The organism is Shewanella bicestrii (genome assembly GCF_002216875.1).
GTDB classification, from domain to species: domain Bacteria; phylum Pseudomonadota; class Gammaproteobacteria; order Enterobacterales; family Shewanellaceae; genus Shewanella; species Shewanella seohaensis.
Genome location: NZ_CP022358.1, coordinates 1,959,604 through 1,979,628 on the forward strand (window position 1 = coordinate 1,959,604; position 20,025 = coordinate 1,979,628).

The 20,025-nt window shown below is 48.8% G+C and carries 18 protein-coding genes; 15 read left to right on the forward strand and 3 right to left on the reverse strand.

Going from position 1 to position 20,025, the window contains the following annotated elements; all coding sequences use genetic code 11:
- The first annotated feature begins 208 nt into the window (after nt 1-208).
- Both CF168_RS08615 and CF168_RS08620 read left to right on the forward strand, forming a co-directional pair.
- Nucleotides 209-1,501 carry a lytic murein transglycosylase gene (locus CF168_RS08615; RefSeq protein ID WP_240520074.1) on the forward strand — a complete coding sequence of 431 codons (1,293 nt, stop codon included), beginning with the start codon at nt 209-211 and terminating at the stop codon, nt 1,499-1,501.
- 208 nt (nt 1,502-1,709) lie between these two features.
- Nucleotides 1,710-2,198 carry an FKBP-type peptidyl-prolyl cis-trans isomerase gene (locus CF168_RS08620; protein ID WP_011623029.1) on the forward strand — a complete coding sequence of 163 codons (489 nt, stop codon included), beginning with the start codon at nt 1,710-1,712 and terminating at the stop codon, nt 2,196-2,198.
- Nucleotides 2,199-2,502: 304 nt separating this feature from the next.
- On the opposite strand, the gene CF168_RS08625 is transcribed toward CF168_RS08620, so the two are convergent.
- Nucleotides 2,503-4,431 carry a M1 family metallopeptidase gene (locus CF168_RS08625; RefSeq protein ID WP_089067602.1) on the reverse strand — a complete coding sequence of 643 codons (1,929 nt, stop codon included), beginning with the start codon at nt 4,429-4,431 and terminating at the stop codon, nt 2,503-2,505.
- Nucleotides 4,432-4,816: 385 nt separating this feature from the next.
- On the opposite strand from CF168_RS08625, the gene CF168_RS08630 reads away from it, so the two are divergent.
- The 3 genes from CF168_RS08630 (at nt 4,817) to ushA (ending at nt 7,848) form a co-directional block, all read left to right on the forward strand.
- On the forward strand, nt 4,817-5,044 hold the full coding sequence (locus CF168_RS08630) for a DUF3389 domain-containing protein (protein WP_011623027.1): 228 nt from the start codon (nt 4,817-4,819) through the stop codon (nt 5,042-5,044).
- 52 nt (nt 5,045-5,096) lie between these two features.
- Complete coding sequence (locus tag CF168_RS08635; protein WP_089067603.1) at nt 5,097-5,762, forward strand: alpha/beta hydrolase; 666 nt, start codon at nt 5,097-5,099, stop codon at nt 5,760-5,762.
- Nucleotides 5,763-6,126: 364 nt separating this feature from the next.
- On the forward strand, nt 6,127-7,848 hold the full coding sequence (gene ushA, locus CF168_RS08640) for a bifunctional UDP-sugar hydrolase/5'-nucleotidase UshA (protein ID WP_089067604.1): 1,722 nt from the start codon (nt 6,127-6,129) through the stop codon (nt 7,846-7,848).
- 94 nt (nt 7,849-7,942) lie between these two features.
- Here ushA and CF168_RS08645 read toward each other — a convergent pair whose 3' ends face one another.
- Nucleotides 7,943-8,302 (reverse strand): TraR/DksA C4-type zinc finger protein, encoded by a 360-nt coding sequence (locus CF168_RS08645; RefSeq protein ID WP_011717378.1) that lies wholly within the window; start codon nt 8,300-8,302, stop codon nt 7,943-7,945.
- 163 nt (nt 8,303-8,465) lie between these two features.
- On the reverse strand, nt 8,466-9,413 hold the full coding sequence (locus CF168_RS08650) for a tRNA-dihydrouridine synthase (protein WP_089067605.1): 948 nt from the start codon (nt 9,411-9,413) through the stop codon (nt 8,466-8,468).
- Between the two features lie 259 nt (nt 9,414-9,672).
- Between CF168_RS08650 and CF168_RS08655 the strand changes: the two genes are divergently transcribed.
- From CF168_RS08655 to htpG, 10 genes are all read left to right on the forward strand, one after another.
- Entirely contained in the window at nt 9,673-10,104 is a 432-nt protein-coding gene (locus tag CF168_RS08655) for an HvfA family oxazolone/thioamide-modified RiPP metallophore (RefSeq protein WP_086904622.1), read from the forward strand.
- A gap of 142 nt (nt 10,105-10,246) precedes the next feature.
- Complete coding sequence (locus CF168_RS08660) at nt 10,247-11,086, forward strand: HvfB family MNIO-type RiPP peptide maturase (protein ID WP_089067606.1); 840 nt, start codon at nt 10,247-10,249, stop codon at nt 11,084-11,086.
- A complete protein-coding gene (locus tag CF168_RS08665) occupies nt 11,086-11,826 on the forward strand; it encodes an HvfC family RiPP maturation protein (protein ID WP_089067607.1) in 741 nt (246 codons plus the stop codon). Before CF168_RS08660 ends, CF168_RS08665 begins: the two co-directional genes overlap by 1 nt.
- A gap of 156 nt (nt 11,827-11,982) precedes the next feature.
- Nucleotides 11,983-12,105 carry a hypothetical protein gene (locus tag CF168_RS22630; RefSeq protein WP_011623018.1) on the forward strand — a complete coding sequence of 41 codons (123 nt, stop codon included), beginning with the start codon at nt 11,983-11,985 and terminating at the stop codon, nt 12,103-12,105.
- A 100-nt stretch (nt 12,106-12,205) separates the two neighbouring features.
- Nucleotides 12,206-12,574 carry a YbaN family protein gene (locus CF168_RS08675; RefSeq protein ID WP_089068934.1) on the forward strand — a complete coding sequence of 123 codons (369 nt, stop codon included), beginning with the start codon at nt 12,206-12,208 and terminating at the stop codon, nt 12,572-12,574.
- Nucleotides 12,575-12,755: 181 nt separating this feature from the next.
- Entirely contained in the window at nt 12,756-13,307 is a 552-nt protein-coding gene (apt, locus tag CF168_RS08680; RefSeq protein ID WP_011623016.1) for an adenine phosphoribosyltransferase, read from the forward strand.
- A gap of 129 nt (nt 13,308-13,436) precedes the next feature.
- Nucleotides 13,437-16,583, forward strand: a complete 3,147-nt coding sequence (gene dnaX / locus CF168_RS08685) for a DNA polymerase III subunit gamma/tau (protein ID WP_089067608.1) — start codon at nt 13,437-13,439, stop codon at nt 16,581-16,583.
- Between the two features lie 169 nt (nt 16,584-16,752).
- Nucleotides 16,753-17,082 carry a YbaB/EbfC family nucleoid-associated protein gene (locus tag CF168_RS08690; RefSeq protein WP_047540411.1) on the forward strand — a complete coding sequence of 110 codons (330 nt, stop codon included), beginning with the start codon at nt 16,753-16,755 and terminating at the stop codon, nt 17,080-17,082.
- Between the two features lie 12 nt (nt 17,083-17,094).
- Nucleotides 17,095-17,694: a recombination mediator RecR gene (recR, locus tag CF168_RS08695; RefSeq protein ID WP_023265729.1), complete on the forward strand. Its 600-nt coding sequence runs from the start codon at nt 17,095-17,097 to the stop codon at nt 17,692-17,694.
- A 314-nt stretch (nt 17,695-18,008) separates the two neighbouring features.
- Nucleotides 18,009-19,922 carry a molecular chaperone HtpG gene (gene htpG, locus CF168_RS08700; RefSeq protein WP_089067609.1) on the forward strand — a complete coding sequence of 638 codons (1,914 nt, stop codon included), beginning with the start codon at nt 18,009-18,011 and terminating at the stop codon, nt 19,920-19,922.
- The last annotated feature ends 103 nt before the right edge of the window (nt 19,923-20,025 follow it).

Consider the following 20,025-nt stretch of genomic DNA (forward strand, 5'->3'; position numbering starts at 1 on the left):
TTACTGATTGTAGGTGAGTATCTGGCTCGATTTTCTGGGGGAGAAAATAGTTTCGTGGATGTTTGGCCGTTGCTCTGTTTGTTGTCCCATCAACACAGCGGCAACCTGTTTATGGCTAAATATCGTATCTCTCTTGGCTTGGGGTTATTCACCTCTTGCCTCGCTCAGCTAAGATACATTCTTAGCGCTGACTGAAGGAGTAATTGATTTGATCAAACTGAAAGGAATGTCCTATCTTGCCGCCAGCATCGCCGCGTGTGTGAGCTTAAGTGCGTGTTCGAGCGCGCCAACCTCCGGCGGTACGACTCAAACTGCGATCGCCGAGACGCAGGCCGCCGTGCAAGAAATGCCGCTCAGTGACACCATTGCCGCCCATGCTGCGGCATTCCCGACTTGTGTGGCTAACCTACAGGAGCGCGCACGTACCGAAGGCTTATCCGAAGCCACTATTCAAGATACAGTCGCCAGTTTGCAGTTTGTGCCTAAAGTGATTGAGCTTGACCAAGCTCAGCCCGAGTTTAGCCAAACCTTCAACAACTATTTTACCAAGCGGGCGACCGATTGGCGGGTGAATGAAGGCCGCCGTTTACTGAAAAAACACCGCGCACTGCTCGATAAATTGGCGCAGGAATACGGTGTACCACCACAATATATTCTGTCTTTCTGGGGACTTGAGACTAACTACGGTTCCTACAAAGGCAAAATGTCCGTGTTAGATTCCCTTGCTACCTTGGCCTGTGAGCCGCGTCGCAGTGGCTATTTTACGACTGAGCTGATGCAAGCGCTTAAGTTAAAAGAAAAATACGGCTTTGATAAGAGTACGATGGTGGGCTCTTGGGCCGGCGCCATGGGGCACACCCAGTTTATGCCCTCGGCCTATGCAAAATATGCCATCGATGGGGATGGCGACGGTAAGGCCGATTTGTGGAATAGCACCGAAGATGCACTCACCTCGGCCGCGAATTTTTTGCAGCACTTAGGCTGGCAACGCAATGAGCGTTGGGGGCGTGAAGTGATATTGCCGCGTAATTTCAGCTATGAAAACCTTGGCGCTAAAGAGGCGCAGCCGCTATCCCAATGGGCGGCGCAATCCGTAGTGCAAAGTAATGGACTGCCTTTACCCGCTATCGATATGAAGGCGGCGCTGTATTTACCCTCGGGTCATACTGGTCCCGCGTTTTTAGGCTATGAAAACTTCAATGTGATCATGCGTTGGAACCGCTCTGAATTTTACGCCATTACCGTTGGTCATTTGGCCGATAGAATTAATGGTGGCGAACCACTAAAAGTGGCACCGCCCGAGCAACCACGTTTGAGTCGTGAGCAAATCAAACAGTTACAAACCAAGCTGAATGAATCAGGCTTCGATGTCGGTAAACCCGACGGCGTACTTGGGCGTAACTCTTCGGCGGGGATCCAGGCGTTCCAGCGCAGTAAGAATATGATTGCTGACGGTTTCCCAAGCACTGAAGTCTTTAGCGCATTGGGGATTTCACTTTAAAGTCTGTACATAGTGTCGTACTGCCTGCGAATATTGCCGCAAGTGGCCTATGGTTTACTCAACCCATGCCACTTCAGGTGTGGGGCTTACAGATCCGCAGCCGCTTAAGCGTTGGTGATGTATCGCAGGGATAAAACAGTGGAGTGCAAAGGCCAGTTTTGTTAAGCTCGGCCGACATTTGAAATCGAAGCAAATCAAAGGATATTCGATGAGCATTAAAGACGATATGGTTGTGCAGTTTAACTACACCCTGCGCGACGAAAAAGGCGAAGTGATCGAGACGAACGAAGGTCGCGAGCCGATTGCTTACTTACACGGCCATGACAACATGATGCCAGGTGTTGAGAATGCGATTAATGGTAAAGCGATTGGTGAAAAGTTCACTGTTACTCTGCCATGCACTGAAACCTATGGTCAACGTATCGAAGGTGAAGCGGCGCAGCAACGTGTTTCTGTGAAGCACCTGTTAGGCGCTAGCGTGTGGAAGCCAGGCATGACGGCTGTGGTTCACACTGACCAAGGCCAACGTCAAGTGACTATCGTCAAAGTGGGTAAGTTTATGGCGACAGTGGATGTTAACCATCCATTAGCGGGCCGTGACTTAACCTTCGATATCGAAGTGGTTGGCGCCCGTGATGCGACCGATGAAGAAATCGCCCACGGTCATGCCCACGGTGTAGGCGGTCACCACCACTAATCTGCGTAGTTGCTCCCATCAATACTCTGCTACAGCAGGGGTGCTCGGGAGTAATGACCAGATAAGTAAACAAAAGCCCAAACCTAGGTTTGGGCTTTTTTGTGCGCTAATGCTTTGGTTTGCAATCCATATTTTGTAATCAAAATCTCGCCATCAAAGTTTCACAATCAACGTTTCACAATCAACGTTTCGCAATCAATATCGTGGCTTTTGTGTATAGGATTCACCGCTAAACTTATGCCCACTTTTCATGGCGAGGCTTGAGCACAGGCTTTCTGCGCCCAATCCCAAACATGCACACCGCTTAATGAACATGCTCCATCGGTTTATCACTAAACATCATATCGAGACTCGCTTGGGTCTGTGGGTGGTAACCACTGCGGGCCGCCAAGTAAACGGTTTTTGCCCAGTTATAGTGCTCGCTGCTCGCCAGTTTTTGATACAAAGGCACAATCAGCCTGCGGCGGCCAATATCGGTTAAATGTTGTTTCAGTGCCGGTAAGACACTGTAGTAACCGTTATCGAGGGCGAGGGCATACCAAGCAAAGGCGATTTCATTATTGTGCGTGCCAGTAAAATGAAAGGCCTTATCTAACTCGGCTAATTGCTGCTCAGTGAGATTTAGCCTCGGCATTTCATTAATAAAGCGTAGCCATTGATGCACTGTCCAGCCCTGAGTGTTCAGAGCGCTGGCGTCACGTTTGCCTTCTAACCATGCTTGGCGCTGGGCATCGATATCATCGAAGGCGTGTGAGTTGGGTGGCACTAAAAAGCTGGGTAAACCTTGTCCCTCCACCCAAGTATCCACTTCGGACTCGCTGACGATATTGGGATATTTCTGTAATAACTGCTGCGTGAGGTAATTGCGGAACTGCTCCGTGGTAATGCTTTGAAACGCAAAGTGATCGAAGTAGCTTTTCACAAAGGTGTCGAACCGTTCGCGGCCAAATTTTTGCTCGAGGAAGCGCAGAAATAATTGTCCTTTCACATAGGGGACGCCGCTAAAGGCATCGTCGGGATCGCGCTCGCCTAAGTCAATGTGCAGTACAGAATCACTGGCGGGCAACTCGGCTAATTCGGCCAATAGCTCAGAGTAACCAATGGTTTGCTCCATCAGGGCGCGGTCGCGGCCATAGAGATCTTCCATAATGCGGTTTTCCACATAAGTGGTAAAACCTTCGTTAAGCCAGAGATCGCGCCAAGTGGCGTTAGTGACTAAATTGCCCGACCAAGAATGGGCCAGCTCGTGGGCGATTAAACTCACTAGGCTTTTGTCTCCCGCGATGACTGTGGGAGTAATAAAGGATAATCGCGGATTTTCCATCCCGCCGAAGGGGAAGCTCGGCGGAAGGATCAGCAAATCATAACGACCCCAACGATAATCGCCGTAGCGTTTGGCTGCAATGGCAATCATCTCCGGTGTATCGGCAAATTCTTTGCTGGCCTTGTCGAGCATTTCGGGCTCGGCCCAAATGCCTGAGGTATCGTCTAAAGCGGCAAATTGCAGGTGTCCCGCGGCAATGGCAATCAAGTAAGCTGGAATCGCCTGCGGCATAGTGAATTGGGTTTGCGTTGCAGACACGCTCTCTCGGTCGGCACTCATCACGACACTAATACCTTGCTTGGCTGTGACGGTGGCGCTGTAGGTTTGGCGCACTGCAGGTGTATCTTGCAGCGGGATCCAGCTTCTGGCATGGATGGCTTGGCTCTGGCTAAACATAAATGGCCATTGCTTACCTTGGGTTTGCTCTGGAGTAAGCCATTGAATACCAGATGGGTTCTTGGATGTATGATAATTAATTTTGACCTTGGCGACTCGTTCTTGAGGCAGATTGATGGTGAGCGCGGCGCCTTTGACCTTATCGGCCGCACCTAAACTAAAGGGCACGGATTGCCATTGGCCGTTTGCATCTAACATGTTGACGCTGTTAATCGTAAGGTCACGGGTATCGAGCACTAGTACTTTTCCGGCCTGATGCCAATCCAGCTCGAGAATCGCATCCCCCGCGAGTTGCTGCTGCGCAAAATCTACCTTTAATGCCAATGCGATGTGATGAATGCTCACTTGCTGGTAATTGGCAAAGGTCAGCTCATCGGTGACAGAGTGCATTTGGCTGGCGGCGACACTTGCCAGGCTGGTATTCGGTAAGGTATTGGCCGCATTGGCATACTGTACTAATGGCAGCAGCATTAAGAGTGCGCTGCTAATGAGGGTACGACGGGATAAAAACATATAACCACCCAGTGTTGTGATTCTTGTTATGGTGTAAAGGTGCTAGCCGTGAGCGGGCTTGCATCGCTGATGCGGGATTTTACTCGAACTGCTCTGGTTTGGGGCAATTTAGCTGACACTAAAATGTAATTAAACTTTATCTAGACTCTCGGATTGCCTTGCTAAAACGCAGGGTTAACAGCCTATGCCGAGTGCGCAGGACTTGAGGTAAGCGAATTCAATACCGAGCGATGTAGATTTGCTGTCGATGTGTAAATCTAAGCTTTTTCAACCTATGGTGTGTCTGTCATCAGCGGTAATGCGAGTTTAAAAGTTCATCCTTAGCGATATAACTTTGCTATTATGGCGCGTTTTAAGAGTGGTTCATCACGAGAGCGGAATTGCTATGCTAGTGGAATTTTCTCAGGGTAAGTTGATTGCCACTGAATTTGAAGTGCAGATCCGGCTGAACATGGCCAATGTGGTGCTTCAAGCCGCGGCTGAAGACATCAGCCTTAGGCAGGAGCCGCCGATGATCATCGCCAATGGCGGCGGCGTGCGTTGGAGCATTAAATTAGATAACACCAACCAGCTCGACGCATTGCAAGCTCTCCTCGGTATTGATTATCTGTAAAACGCTCGCAGGGCGAGCATAATAACTTTTGATTTATAAGGGATTTGTCAGTATGACACTTGAACGTATTGTGATTGAGCCTCAAGCTGAGGCGACGGCTGCGGTGATTTGGTTACACGGTTTAGGGGACTCGGGCGCAGGGTTTGCACCTGTGGTTCCAGCATTAGGCTTGCCAGCGGGACACAGCATTCGCTTTATCTTCCCCCATGCGCCAGAGCAAGCGGTGACCATCAACGGCGGTTACATTATGCGCGCTTGGTATGACATTAAAAGCATGGATTTGCACGATAGAGCCGATATGCAGGGCGTGATGGCCTCGGAGCTGAGTGTACAGGCCTTGATTGACGAACAGATCGCCGCGGGGATCCCCAGTGAGCGCATCGTCTTAGCCGGATTTAGCCAAGGCGGGGTGATGAGCTTATTTACAGGATTGCGTTATCCCCAAAAACTCGCTGGCATTATGGCGCTGTCCTGTTATTTACCGACGGGTGATGTATTACCCAGCCAATTAAGTGCAGCCAATGCGAAAACGCCTATTTTACATCAGCACGGTGAACAGGATGATGTGGTGCCATTATCCGCAGGTTTATTAGCGAAAGACGCGTTAATGGCCGGAGGATATTCGGTGCAATGGCAAACCTATCCGATGCCGCATTCGGTTATCCCGGTACAATTAAAAGCAATAAGCACTTGGTTACAACAGTGTTTTGAAATGTAGAAAAATCTAAATGCTGATAAAAACACCATGCGGTAAATTACATTTTGGCTGCATGGTGTTTTATATAGAGAACAATCCATTATATTGCCAGTGCTATCTAAGTTGCTTAAATTAAAGCGTTAAATCTTTTCTTTTTAAATGCCTTCCCCATTTAATTGTGAAATACAAAATAAGTCGTTTAGCTTATTTTTTATTTGAAACAAATCTGTCTTAAAACTCATTAAAGATCCCACATTAAAGTCACGTTTATTAATAAAAATGACACAATTCGTCTTTATTCTTTGTTATTATGCGTGGCGCGAGAGTCGATGGTACTCGCACAATCTATCTATGATAAAATAATTAAAATCAAGGGGTTGATGTAATGACAAATAAGCTTATTAAAGGATTAATTGCGACTGCAGTGCTTGCTGCGCTAGCAGGTTGTAATAGTGATGATGATAATACTAAAGTACCAACAACCTGTGCCGAAGCGGGCAGCGCTTGTAAAACATTTACCGTATTACACACCAACGATAACCATGGTCGTTTCTGGGAAAACAGTGATGGCGAATATGGTATGGCGGCTCGTAAAGCCCTAGTCGATCAAATTCGTGCTGAAGTCAGCAAGAATGGCGGCCAAACATTATTATTATCTGGCGGTGATATTAACACCGGCGTACCAGAATCTGATTTACAAGATGCGATTCCTGACTTTACTGGTATGAACAAAATTGGTTACGACGCAATGGCAGTCGGTAACCATGAATTCGATAACCCATTATCTGTTTTAGATATGCAGCGTCGTTTAGCCGAATTCCCAATGCTGGCGGCAAACATTTACCGTAAAAACGCTGAGGGTGGTCAAGGTGAGCGTTATTTCGAGCCTTACAAAGTGTTCGATATTAACGGTCTTAAAGTGGCTGTGATTGGTTTAACCACCGAAGACACTGCAAAAATCGGTAACCCAGAATTTATCAGCGATTTGATTTTCACCGATCCTAAAGTGGAAGTAGCGAAAGTTATCAAAGAAATTAAAGACGCCAAAGCGGCTGATATTATCTTCGCAACGACTCACATGGGTCACTATGCCGATGCTCAAAACGGTAGCAACGCCCCAGGCGATGTGGCAATGGCGCGTGCGTTAAATAAAGGCGACTTACAAGTTGTTATCGGTGGTCACTCACAAAACCCAGTGTGTATGGAACCGGGAACTGACAACAAGTCTTACGCGGACTTCAAACCTGGTGATGATTGCGCGCCAGACCAACAAAACGGCACTTGGATCATGCAAGCCCATGAATGGGGTAAGTATGTTGGCCGTGCGGATTTCGAATACTTCAATGGCGAACTGCACTTAGCTAGCTACAAGCTGATCCCTGTGAACATGCGTAAGCTGGACGAAGCAGGCAAGAAAACCACTGAGCTGGCTGGTACTAAGATTGAGCCAGATGCTGAGTTAAAAGAGCTGCTGTCTTACTACCAAGAGAAAGGCCAAGCTAAGTTAGACGAAGTGATTGCGACTACCGATGCGCTGCTCGACGGTGAACGTGCAAACGTACGTAACAAGCAAACCAACTTAGGCCGTATGTTAGCCATGGCGCAAAGCGGTAAAGTGTCTGCTGACTTTGGTGTAATGAACTCAGGTGGTGTGCGCGCTTCTATCCAAGCGGGCGACATTACTTACCGTGATGTGCTGACGGTTCAACCTTTCGGCAACATGGTGACCCTGAACGAAATGACAGGTACTGAAGTCGCGGCTTACTTAGGCGCTGTGGGCAGTATCCAAATCGGTTCGGGTGGTTATGCGCAGATCACTGGCGTGAAAATGACTATCGACTGTGTGGCTAAGACGGCTAATATCAGCGAAATCAACGGCAAAGAGTTCAGCGCAACGGCAAACTATAAGTTCACCGTACCTAGCTTTAACGCTGCAGGTGGTGACGGTTATCCAAAACTGGCTAGCCCAATCCAAACAGGTTTTGTAGATGCGGACTTACTCTATTCATTCCTGAAAGAGAAACAAACAATCGTTGCTGCTGACTACAATCCAGTGGGCGACATTGTTTACGAAAACTCAAACAGTGTTGAAGGCTGTCAGCTGTAATCACTCGCGATAAATTATCGTAAAAAAATGCCACTCATTTGAGTGGCATTTTTATTGGTGAACTGACTGAGTGAACAGATAAACTTTAAAGCTGTTAATGGCTTAGCCTAAGCTCATGGCGATGCTCATGCTGATAATGCTCGGCGCAGCTACTGCAACGTTGCTCGGTGGGATCTTGAGTTAAGCGCTCGGCTTCGATTTCAGTTTCGCAATCTGAGCATAGGCCGTACAAGCCTAAGTCGAGTTGACAGAAGGCGGCATCGAGGCGGTTTAAACGACAAAATAGCGGATGTTCTGCGAGGTGACTCTGTGCCAGGCGGTCAATTAACTCGCCTAAGCTGAGATTGGCATAATGCGCCCCAAGTATTTCAATAAACTGAGGGAGCGCGCCGATTTCCTTCCTTAGATTAGCTTCAAGCTCTGACAATTCTTGTCTGATATGGGTGGTGCTCACGTAAAATCGCCTGTTTTATCTGACTCTGGACATTCAGTCTAATAGTTCCACTATCAACGACTATGATAAAGATCAAGTATCTGTCCGATTTGCAGGGATTTAGTGGTGTTTTAAATAAAATTTCACCACTTTCTCATGGGATTATCCTATGCGTTATCAGTGGCTATTCGCCTAGGCGCTGCTGCGCCTCTTCCAGCACTCGCACAATTTCCTCTGTGGTTTTATAGATGCGTAGCTCCCTAAACAAGGTGTCCGCCTCGGGGTATTGGCGATTCAAATAACTAAACCACTGCTTAATTCGCGCCGGATAATAATCACTCTTACGGCCGCTCAGCTCGCGTTGGGTGTAGCTTAGCATCAAGCCTAAGGTGTCAGCCCAGCTGTAAGGCGCCGCGCCAGTCTTAATCGTGTCAGCAAGATTGGGCAGCGAAATGGCGCCGCGGCCTATCATAATGCTGTCGCAGCCCGTCACCGCCATACAACGTTCGGCATCTTCGCGGTTCCAAATCTCACCATTAGCAATCACTGGAATGGGCAAACGTTCGCGCACTTCGGTGATGTATTCCCAGTAGGCGGGCGGTTTGTAACCATCGACCTTACTGCGGGCATGGATAGCCAGCTCAGTCGCGCCCGCTTCATACACGGCCAGCGCATTTTCCATAAACAGGGATTTGTCTTCGTAGCCTAAACGAATTTTCGCCGTCACTGGATGCTCGGCGGGCACGGCTTGGCGCATGGCACGGACAATATCGTGAATCGTATTAGGGTATTGCAGCAACACCGCGCCGCCATTACTGCGGTTCACCATCTTAGCGGGGCAACCAAAGTTTGCATCGACGCCGTGGGAGCCAAGCTCAATCGCGCGCATCGCGTTTTCGGCCATGCAGTTGGGCTCTTGCCCTAAAAGCTGTACACGAACCGGCGTGCCCGAGGGGGTAAAGCCGCCTTTGAGCAGTTCTGGGCAGAGTTTGAGAAACACTTTTTCGGGTAAGAGTTGGTCAACCACGCGCACAAATTCGGTGACGAGCAAATCGTAGGGATTAATTGAAGACAAAATATCTCGCATTAAGTCGTCAACCACGCCTTCCATCGGAGCCAAAATTACGCGCACTGCAACAAACCCATATCCAGTTTCAAAGGGCGTGCATTCTATCCTATTGGACTGTGGTTACAAAGCATTGCGAGGGAAGGGTAAGGGCTGTTATTGAGGATTTTTACGACTAAATTCTGTTTCCTATCAGCATATTTTGATTATTTCTGTGATTTGGTGATATTTTTTGAAATGAAACCGAGATGGGGCGGGTCTTTTGCAGTAAGCCAGCTACAACACTGTTGTTGGCCACCATTCATCAAATAAAAGGAAGAAATATATGAAGTCAGTTAAGCAAACAGCCGTTGCAGTTGCGTTAGGTACAGTGGTGGTCGGTTCTGCGTTCGCCGTGAATGCGCAAACCAACCCATTCGGATTTGAAACCATGGAAGCGGGTTATCAAATCGTCGGTTCAGAAGGTAAATGCGGCGAAGGTAAATGTGGTGGCGATATGAAAAAAGCCGCAGCCGAGAAAGCCAAAGAAGGTAAATGCGGTGAAGCCAAATGTGGTGCCGACATGAAGAAAGCCGCAGCCGATAAAGCCCACGAAGGCAAATGCGGTGAAGCTAAATGTGGCGCCGATATGAAAAAAGCCGCAGCCGATAAAGCCCACGAAGGTAAATGTGGTGAAGCTAAATGCGGTGGCGATATGAAGAAAACCGCTGAAAAAGTCGAAGCTAAGGCTGACGCAGTCAAAAAAGAAATGAAATAAGCGCGAGTCGATACTATCGAGCTTCAGCTCTACACTTGGCCAGCCTCAGCTGGCCTTTGTTTAGCAGCATTCGAGTGTGGGCTTGCCAAAACGAAAAGGTAATCTCGACACGTCAACACGCCCTAGGTAAGAGGTGAAAGCAATGCAAGAGAGTGGATTGGTTGGATTAGGCTTACGGCGTGAAATGCTCAGTGAGTTTTGCCAAGCGCTGCCAACGGCTATCGATTTTTTAGAGGTCGCCCCTGAAAACTGGATGACGCTCGGAGGAAAATACGGCAAGCAATTTAGGCTGCTTACTGAGCAACATACTTTTTTCTGCCATGGTCTGTCACTCTCTATCGGCAGTCCTGCCCCCTTAGATTTGGAATTTGTCCGCCAAGTGAAGGCGTTTATGGATCTGCACCAAATTGAAGTCTATTCGGAGCATTTAAGTTATTGCTCGGGTGGCGGTCATTTATACGATCTTATGCCCATTCCTTTTACCGATGACGCCGTTAAGCATGTGGCGACGCGGGTAAAACAGGTGGAGGATATTTTAGAGCGGCCTTTGATCCTCGAGAATATTTCCTTTTATGCTGCGCCGAGCGCGCAGATGAGTGAGCAGGCGTTTTTGACCGCAGTGTTAGAAGAGGCTGACTGTAAGCTGCTGTTAGATGTGAATAATATCTATGTGAACTCGATAAATCATCAATACGATGCCGAGGCTTATTTAAAGGCCATGCCAACGGAGCGCATCGCCTATTTGCATATCGCAGGGCATTACCAGCAGTCTGAAACCTTGCTGATCGACACCCATGGCAGCGACATTAACGATCCGGTTTGGGCACTGTTGGATAAGTGCTATGCCCAGCATGGCGTCTTGCCGACGCTGCTGGAACGTGACTTTAATCTACCTGAAACGGTGCAGTTATTGGATGAGATTAATCAAATCCATGCCTATCAAGCGCGGGCGAAAAATCGTTTAGACAAGAGGATTGCCTGATGGATTTTAAGCAAGTACAGCAGTCTTTTATCGATTATATTCGCGATCCCCAAAATCCTGTGCCGAGCGGTGTGCCCTTTGATCGGATGCAGGTTTACAGAGAGCTGTTTTTTAATAATGTGATGGGTTTTGCGTCTAATGCCTTTCCCGTTCTTAAAAGTCTTTATAGCGATGCACACTGGCAAGCCTTAGTGCAGGCTTTTTTCAGTCAACACGATTGTAAGTCCCCAATTTTTATTGATATTGCCGGAGAGTTTTTACAATTCCTGCAATTTGAATATACACCAGCAGAAAGTGATCCGCCTTTTATGTTGGAGCTGGCGCACTATGAATGGCTTGAGCTTCGAGTGGCAACGGCGCAACAAGTTGACCAGCAAGAGAGACTGTCCAGCGCAGATATTTTGCAGCGCAATTTGTGTTTAGCGGCAACGGCGAGTGTGGCACAGTACCAGTATCCGGTGCAGCAGATCCGTCAAGATTATCGCCCGACAGCGCCACTGCCACAGCCAGTGTTTTTTTGCCTCTATCAGGATGAGGCGGGCGAGGTGGGCTTCTTACAATTAACGCCGTTAAGTGCGCAAGTGCTGGGATATTTGGTAGAACAAGGGCAGAGTCGCCTCGATGACCTACTGAACTGGTTGCAAGGGATTTATCCGCAAATGCAACCGGAGATCTTAACCCAGGGCTGTATTCAGTTACTCGAACAACTTGCCGTTAAAGGGATAGTGCGCGGGATTTAAGCTGCATGTTGCTAAAATCAGCAAAATAAATGCAATAACCTTACATAAAAAGGGTTTTTGTTGATTTGACAAACCGCTACAATGGCGCCCGTTTTGTGATCTTAATCACTGTACGATTCCTGCGCACTTATCTTTGCACACATTTGAGGAGCTGTAATGAGCAGTCAGCCATTTAAAGACCCATTTAACTTTATGTATTTTATTGGTTTTATTTTAGTCTTACTGTTGCCGACGCTACCAGCAAGCCTGACTTGGTTAAAGCAATTAGGCTTAATTTAAGCAGGTTTTAATCTCAAATTGAGTATACTACTGGCCACTCTTAGAGTGGCTTTTGTTTTTCAGGTTTGAGGCATCAACATACTATGATCATTTACAAACTATGATATTGAAACGCGGTTTGTTTTTATTGATAGGTTGCTTGGCGTTGGGCCTTGGACTGCTGGGTATTGTATTGCCTCTATTGCCTACAGTACCGTTTATTCTATTGGCGGCTTTTTGTTTTGCCCGCTCAAGCGAGCGCTTACACCAGTGGTTGATGACACACCCTTGGTTTGCCGATGCGCTGACCCAATGGCAACAACATAGGGCGATGCGCCCAGGCCTTAAACGCCGAGCGATGTTGCTCACGGGACTCAGTTTTAGCGTTAGCATTTTGGTGGTCCCGATTGTATGGGTGAAGTTACTGTTGCTCACCATGGCTTGCGGATTACTTTGGTATCTTAAAATCATTCCTGAAATCGAATCCTAAGCACATTTGATCTAAGGCACAAATTGGTAACCAATTCGTCACTTGAATACGCTGCTTATTGCAACTCAAACCAAAGCGGCATAAGCTTTGTGCGAATTATTAAAGCTCGTCCACACTCGCTGTGGACGTTTTGTTTTTACCGCCAGCAGTTACGCGTGGCGAAACGATTAAGTTAAATTAAATGGCTATGAATACAGAAACCTTATCCTTGATAAAGCAAAGCATTAAAACGATTCCTAATTATCCTAAGGAAGGGATTCTATTTCGCGATGTGACCAGTCTGCTGGAAAATGCCGCGGCCTATAAAGCGACTATCGATTTATTAGTTGAGCAATATCGCAATAAAGGCTTTACCAAGATTGTGGGCACCGAAGCCCGTGGTTTCTTGTTTGGTGCGCCTTTAGCGTTGGAATTAGGCATTGGTTTTGTGCCTGTACGTAAGCCAGGTAAGTTGCCACGTGCGACCATTAGCCAAAGCTATGAACTGGAATATGGCCACGATAGCCTTGAAATCCATACCGATGCGATTACCGCGAATGACAAAGTATTAGTGGTTGACGATTTGCTGGCCACTGGTGGCACTATCGAAGCCACAGTCAAACTTATCCGCCAACTGGGTGGTGAAGTGCAAGATGCGGCCTTTGTGATTTCATTACCCGATCTCGGTGGCGAAGCCCGTTTAACGGCCTTAGGTCTTGAGTTGGTTAAACTTTGTGAGTTTGAAGGCGAATAATTCTTCAGCCAAAGGCGCCTAGGGATAGTTTAATGGCATGTCGTTAATTGACATGTTATCTTGCAACTATCTCGGGGCGCGATCCCCTTTTTTGTACCAACATTCTTGTCATGCACATTGGGGAGTTCCATGTCATATCAGGTGTTAGCCAGAAAATGGCGCCCTGCCACATTCGAACAGATGGTCGGCCAAAGCCACGTGTTGCACGCGCTCACGAATGCGTTAACACAACAACGTTTACACCATGCTTATCTTTTTACGGGTACACGCGGTGTGGGCAAGACCAGTTTGGCGCGCCTGTTCGCCAAAGGCCTCAACTGTGAAAAGGGCGTAACGGCTTCCCCCTGTGGCGTGTGTGGCAGCTGTGTCGAAATTGCCCAAGGCCGCTTTGTTGACTTGATCGAAGTCGATGCCGCCTCGCGCACTAAAGTCGATGACACCCGTGAACTCTTAGATAATGTGCAATATCGTCCGACCCGTGGCCGTTTTAAGGTCTACCTGATTGACGAAGTGCACATGCTCTCCCGCAGCAGTTTTAATGCGCTGCTAAAAACCCTCGAAGAACCGCCAGAGCATGTGAAATTTTTACTGGCGACGACCGATCCGCAAAAGCTGCTGGTGACTGTGTTATCCCGCTGCCTTCAATTTAATTTAAAGAGCTTAACCCAGCAGGAAATTGGCACTCAGCTACAGCATATTTTAACCCAAGAGCAATTACCCTTTGAGCACGAAGCCTTAACTCTGCTCGCCAAAGCGGCCAATGGCAGTATGCGTGATGCCTTAAGTTTGACCGATCAGGCCATTGCCTTTGGTGGTGGCACGGTAATGCTCAACCAAGTGCAATCTATGCTGGGCAGCATCGATGAGCAGCATGTGCTGCGCTTACTCAAAGCCTTAACCGATGCCGATATTGGCGTTTTAATGCAAAGCTGCGCACAGGTGCTCGCCTATGGTGCGGACGCCCAAGAAGTGCTGCGCAGTTTACTGGAATTATTGCATCAAATTACCCTGACGCAATTTGCACCTGCCGCCGCGCAGCAATCCCTTTATAGCGCGCAAATTCAGGCTTTTGCCGAGCAGTTAGCGCCGGAACAAGTGCAGCTGTATTACCAGATTTTACTGACTGGCCGTAAAGACTTACCCCATGCGCCGGATCCTAAATCGGGTCTCGAAATGGCGTTGCTCCGAGCGGTGGCATTTGTTCCCGAAAAGCCCGTGAAACGTTGGCAGGTTGAAGACGCTGCTAAGGTGAACTTGCCAGCTCAGCAGTCAATGTCTGCGACGCCCGCACCAAATATGCCCGCGGCGGAACTAGCAGTAAATCAAGCAGTGGCTGAAAAAAAAACTCCGCTAACCGCAGAGCGTGACTCACAGGCTCTGCCACAAGCGGCAATCTCTGAGTCTATGGCTCAATCTCAGGAATCTTCAGCTTTTCAAGCCGAAGTCGCAGAGCAAGCTGTATCCGAGGATGCTTTAGTTGACGAGGATGCACTTGATGAAGAATCTACACTCAACGCGGCATTGATTGCCGAGCAGCAAGTGATCTTAAGTCAAGCCCAAAGCCAAGGCTTTGGCGCAAGTACCGAGACGGTATCGCGTACTGAGGCCGTCTTAATTTCAGAATCAAGCCCTGAATCGAACTCAGTATCTACGCCTGCATCGAATCTTTATGCTGAGCATAATCAAGCGGCGATGGTGGATCCCGAAAGCTCTGGCCAGAAACCTTCTCCTGCGGTGTTAACAGAACCCGTTGCCTTATCTTATGATGATATCGAGGAAAATACTCAAGCGAGTGTTAGTCAGAGTGCAGATGCGCTAGCGCCAGATGAATATTCTGCAGAGGATTTCGGACAATACGATTATGCCGCCGCGCCGCTCGATGCCTATCAGGATGATTATTCGCAATTTATAGCTGAGGAGCAGGGCGGGTTCTCTGGCATGGAAGATAGCTCCTTGATGAGCGACAGTGCTCAGTCTATCGACCACACGGATGTTGTGCATGAGTCCGCCGCTGACCCCAAATCGCCGTCTTTTGCCGACAATTCAGCTTCAACAACTCCTCCGGCTCCAACTACTACCGTGTCCCTCGAGGATGACGATATTTTATCGGCGGTTTTAGCGGCGCGTGACTCCTTGTTATCCGATCTTGATGCGCTCAGCACCAAGGAAGGTGATGGAAAAAAGCCAGCAGCGGAAGTTAAGCTTAAAACTCCGGGTCAGAGTGCACATACCGCGCCAGTTTCTAACACGACTTCACATAACACGTCCTCAGTTGATGCATCTATCGAGCCGCAAGTCGCTAAAAACGCGTCTGATAACGACTTTGAGCTGCCCTTTGACGATGATTTCGAGGCCGAGCTCCATCTTGAGTCACAGTCAAATGTTACGCCAAATCTGCGGCTTGATCCGAACGATCGCCCGCCTTGGGAAGAGGCGCCCGTCGCGGCAATGGATGAGGCCAATGCGCCTGCTGCAAGTGTTAATTTACAGACTGAACCCCCTGTCGCATCGCAAACAGTTGTTGAGGATTTAGGCACTGCGCCCGTTGCAGCTCAAACATCGCCAACGGATAACGAGGCGACACGGGTTGCACAAGCGTTAGAGCAAGCGGCTGTACAAGAAAGCGAGCCTGCGACGCAAAGCCTTGAGCCGAATACGCCGCAGCAGCCTCAGGCGCAGGAACTTACACAACCAAAAACTCAACCACAAACTCAGCAGCTAATTCAGCAATCGATTCAGCAGTTAACTCAGCAACCGGCATCGGTGCAGTCACCGTCAAGCGAGACGGTTTCTCCTGCGTCATCCACAGCATTAACATTGGCGCAATCGATTACCGGTCATCCCTTAGACTTGCACTGGTATAAGCTTATGGCGAGCCTAGAGATTGGCGGCCGTGTGCGTCAGTTGGCGGTAAACTCGATTTGTCAGCTGCAGGCTAACCCTTTGCCGTTGCTGCTTAAACCCGACCAAAAACACTTGGCGGCGCCCGTGGCGATTGAGCAGCTCGAGCAGGCATTGACAGCCGCATTGGGGAACCCGAGGCAGGTTGAGGTGGTCATAGGAAGCGATCCTTCGCGGGAAACGCCCTTAGAGATGCGCAAACGTTTTCACCAAGAGCTACTGCAACAGGCACGTCAATCGCTAATGATGGACGATAATGTGCAATGGCTGATTAACCGTTTTGGCGCCGAGCTGGATCAGGATACCTTACTTTATCCTCCAGAATTGTTAGCTCAGCGTAGTGGGCTCATTCCCGCGCTGCCTGAGCCCGAGTAATATTTCCTCTGTGCATATGCTGTGTGGAGTGGCAGAGTTTGTTAAAAACTCGCTATCAAGATCATAAGTTTAGCGATGGGATATCGGCATTGATTGCCAATCTCATTTATTTCAGTAAGATTAGCCAGCTTAAAAGCTTGCGACTAACCCTAATAGAAGAGAAATGACTATGTTTGGAAAAGGCGGTATGGGCAATCTGATGAAACAAGCCCAGATGATGCAAGAAAGAATGGCAAAAATGCAGGAAGAAATTGCCCGCATGGAAATGGTCGGTGAATCAGGTGCTGGCTTGGTTAAAGTGACCATGACTGGCTCACACACAGTCCGTAAAGTCGAAATCGATCCTAGCTTGATGGAAGACGATAAAGAGATGTTAGAAGATTTGATTGCCGCAGCGTGTAACGATGCCGCGCGTCGTATCGAAGAAAACCAAAAAGCCAAAATGGCCGAAGTGACTGGCGGTATGCAATTACCACCAGGCATGAAAATGCCATTTTAATTGAGATAGACAATGAAATTTAGCCCCCTGCTTGACGAGTTAATTCAGTCCCTGCGTTGTTTGCCAGGGGTTGGGCCTAAATCGGCTCAACGTATGGCGTTTCAATTGCTTGAGCGCGATAGAAAAGCTGGGCTTAAATTAGCCTCGGCGCTGTCGAGTGCCATGAGCGATATCGGTCATTGTCAGTCTTGCCGAACCTACACTGAAGAAAGCCTCTGTCCGATTTGTGCTAGCCATAAACGCGGCTCCTCGTCGACGATTTGCGTGGTCGAAACGCCGGCCGATGTGTTAGCCATTGAAGCGGGTGGACATTTTACCGGTCGCTACTTTGTATTGCTGGGCCATTTATCACCACTCGATGGGGTGGGGCCTGAGGAATTAGGCTTGGCGCTATTAGAGCGTCACTTAGCCTCGGGCGATGTTGCTGAGCTTATCCTCGCGACCAATCCAACGGTAGAAGGTGAGGCCACCGCGCACTTTATTGCCGATATGGCACGGCGCCATAAGGTGGTGATCAGCCGTATCGCCCACGGCGTCCCCGTGGGTGGTGAGCTGGAATATGTCGACAGCACCACCTTAGCGCTGTCCTTCAATGGGCGTATCCCGCTGTAGCGTGTGATGGCCTAAAGAGAAAACCCGCCAGCCCAGTGCTCGCGGGTTTTTCTTTTATAGGTGCAGGATGATGTGAATAAAGAGTATTGAGCAGTGCTCTTACGTGTTGTTGTTCGCAGCGTTAGCCTCCCTCGTTCACGACTGACTTCCCAAATATCTCGGCCATTGACCGTGTTTTCGCCTCAGATTGCCTTATTTTTCGCCATTTGATCTGTGATTTTATCTCCCCCCTTGAAAAGTGGATTTACAGCCCCATTTTATTAATCACTAAGCGTTTGCTTTAACCAAATTGCGTAACAAATAAGGAAAATTTCATGTCACAACAAGAAACTCATGGTTTTCAAACTGAAGTCAAACAGCTGTTGCATTTGATGATCCATTCTTTGTATTCCAACAAAGAAATTTTCTTGCGTGAACTGGTCTCCAACGCTGCGGATGCGGCCGATAAGCTGCGTTACCTTGCGTTGACCAACGACGCACTATACGAAGGTGACGGTGAGCTCCGTGTGCGCATCAGCGCAGACAAAGAAAAAGGCACTGTGACCATCGAAGACAACGGTGTGGGTATGACCCGCGATGGCGTGATTGAGCATTTAGGCACGATCGCCAAATCGGGCACTGCTGAATTCTTCAAAAACCTCTCAGGCGAAGCCTCAAAGGACTCGCAGCTTATTGGTCAATTCGGTGTGGGCTTCTATTCCGCCTTTATCGTGGCGAAAAAAGTCACAGTACGCACCCGTGCGGCAGGGCATAAGGCCAATGAAGCCGTATTGTGGGAATCGGAAGGTGAGGGCAGTTTCACCGTCGATACCATCACTAAGGCGAGCCGTGGTACTGAGATCACCCTGCACCTGCGTGATGAAGAGAAAGAGTTTGCCGATGAGTGGCGCCTACGTTCCATCATCACAAAATACTCAGATCATATCTCCGTACCCGTTGAAATGTGGCAGGAAGGCACCCCTGAGCGCGATGGCCCAGATGGTGAAAAAATCCCCGCTACCGAAGGTTACTGGAAGGTCATGAACAAGGCGACTGCGCTGTGGATGCGCAATAAGTCTGAGATCAGTGACGAAGAGTACCAAGAATTTTATAAGCACATTTCCCACGACTACACAGACGCACTGCTGTGGAGCCATAACCGCGTAGAAGGTAAACAGGAATACACTAACCTGTTGTATATCCCTTCAAAAGCGCCATGGGATCTGTGGAACCGCGACCGTAAGCATGGCCTGAAGCTCTTTGTTCAGCGCGTGTTTATCATGGATGACGCCGAGCAGTTTATGCCATCTTACCTGCGCTTTGTGCAGGGGTTGATTGACTCAAACGATCTGCCGCTGAACGTGTCTCGCGAGATTTTGCAGGACAACCACATCACCAAGGCGATGCGCACTGGTATCACTAAGCGCGTGCTGGGTATGTTGGAAAAATTGGCAAAAGACGATGCGGAAAAATACCAACAATTCTGGGCCGAATTTGGTCAAGTGTTGAAGGAAGGCCCTGCGGAAGACTTTGCAAACCGCGAGCGTATTGCAGGCTTACTGCGTTTTGCGTCTACCCATACTGGCAGCGCGGCACCAACTGTGTCACTCGATGACTACTTAAGCCGCATGAAGGAAGGCCAAAACAAGATTTACTATATTGTTGCTGACAGCCACGAAGCCGCGGCCAACAGCCCACACTTAGAACTGCTGCGTAAGAAAGGCATCGAAGTGTTGCTGATGTCAGAACGTATCGACGAGTGGTTAATCAATCACTTAACCGAATACAAAGAGAAGCAACTGCACTCAGTCACCCGTGGCGAGCTGGAATTAGGTGAGCTGGAAGATGCGGCCGAGAAGGAAGCGCAGGAGAAACTCGCCGAAGAGTCTGCGCCTTTGGTTGAACGCATTAAAGCGGCATTAGGCGCTAGCGTGGCCGATGTGAAAGTCACTTCACGCTTAACCGATACCCCAGCCTGTGTGGTGACGGGTGAAGGTGAGATGTCGAGCCAGATGATCAAACTGATGCAAGCTGCGGGTCAGCCAGTGCCAGAGGTGAAGCCGACGTTTGAGGTAAACCCAGCGCACCCATTAGTGTCGCGCTTAAACGATCTTCAAGATGAAGCCGCCTTCGCCGATTGGTCGAATCTGTTATTGCAACAGGCGCAATTGTCGGAGAAGGGCAGCCTAGCGGATCCATCGGCCTTTATTAAGCTGATGAACCAAATGCTATTGGCGAACCTGAAGTAAGACATTCGGGGCACTTGAGTCGAGACACAAGTGCCCCGATTCCGTTTTAGGTACCGCGAGTCGCATTATCCTAGGGCATTTCCCCGTAGAGGTGCCAGTTTGG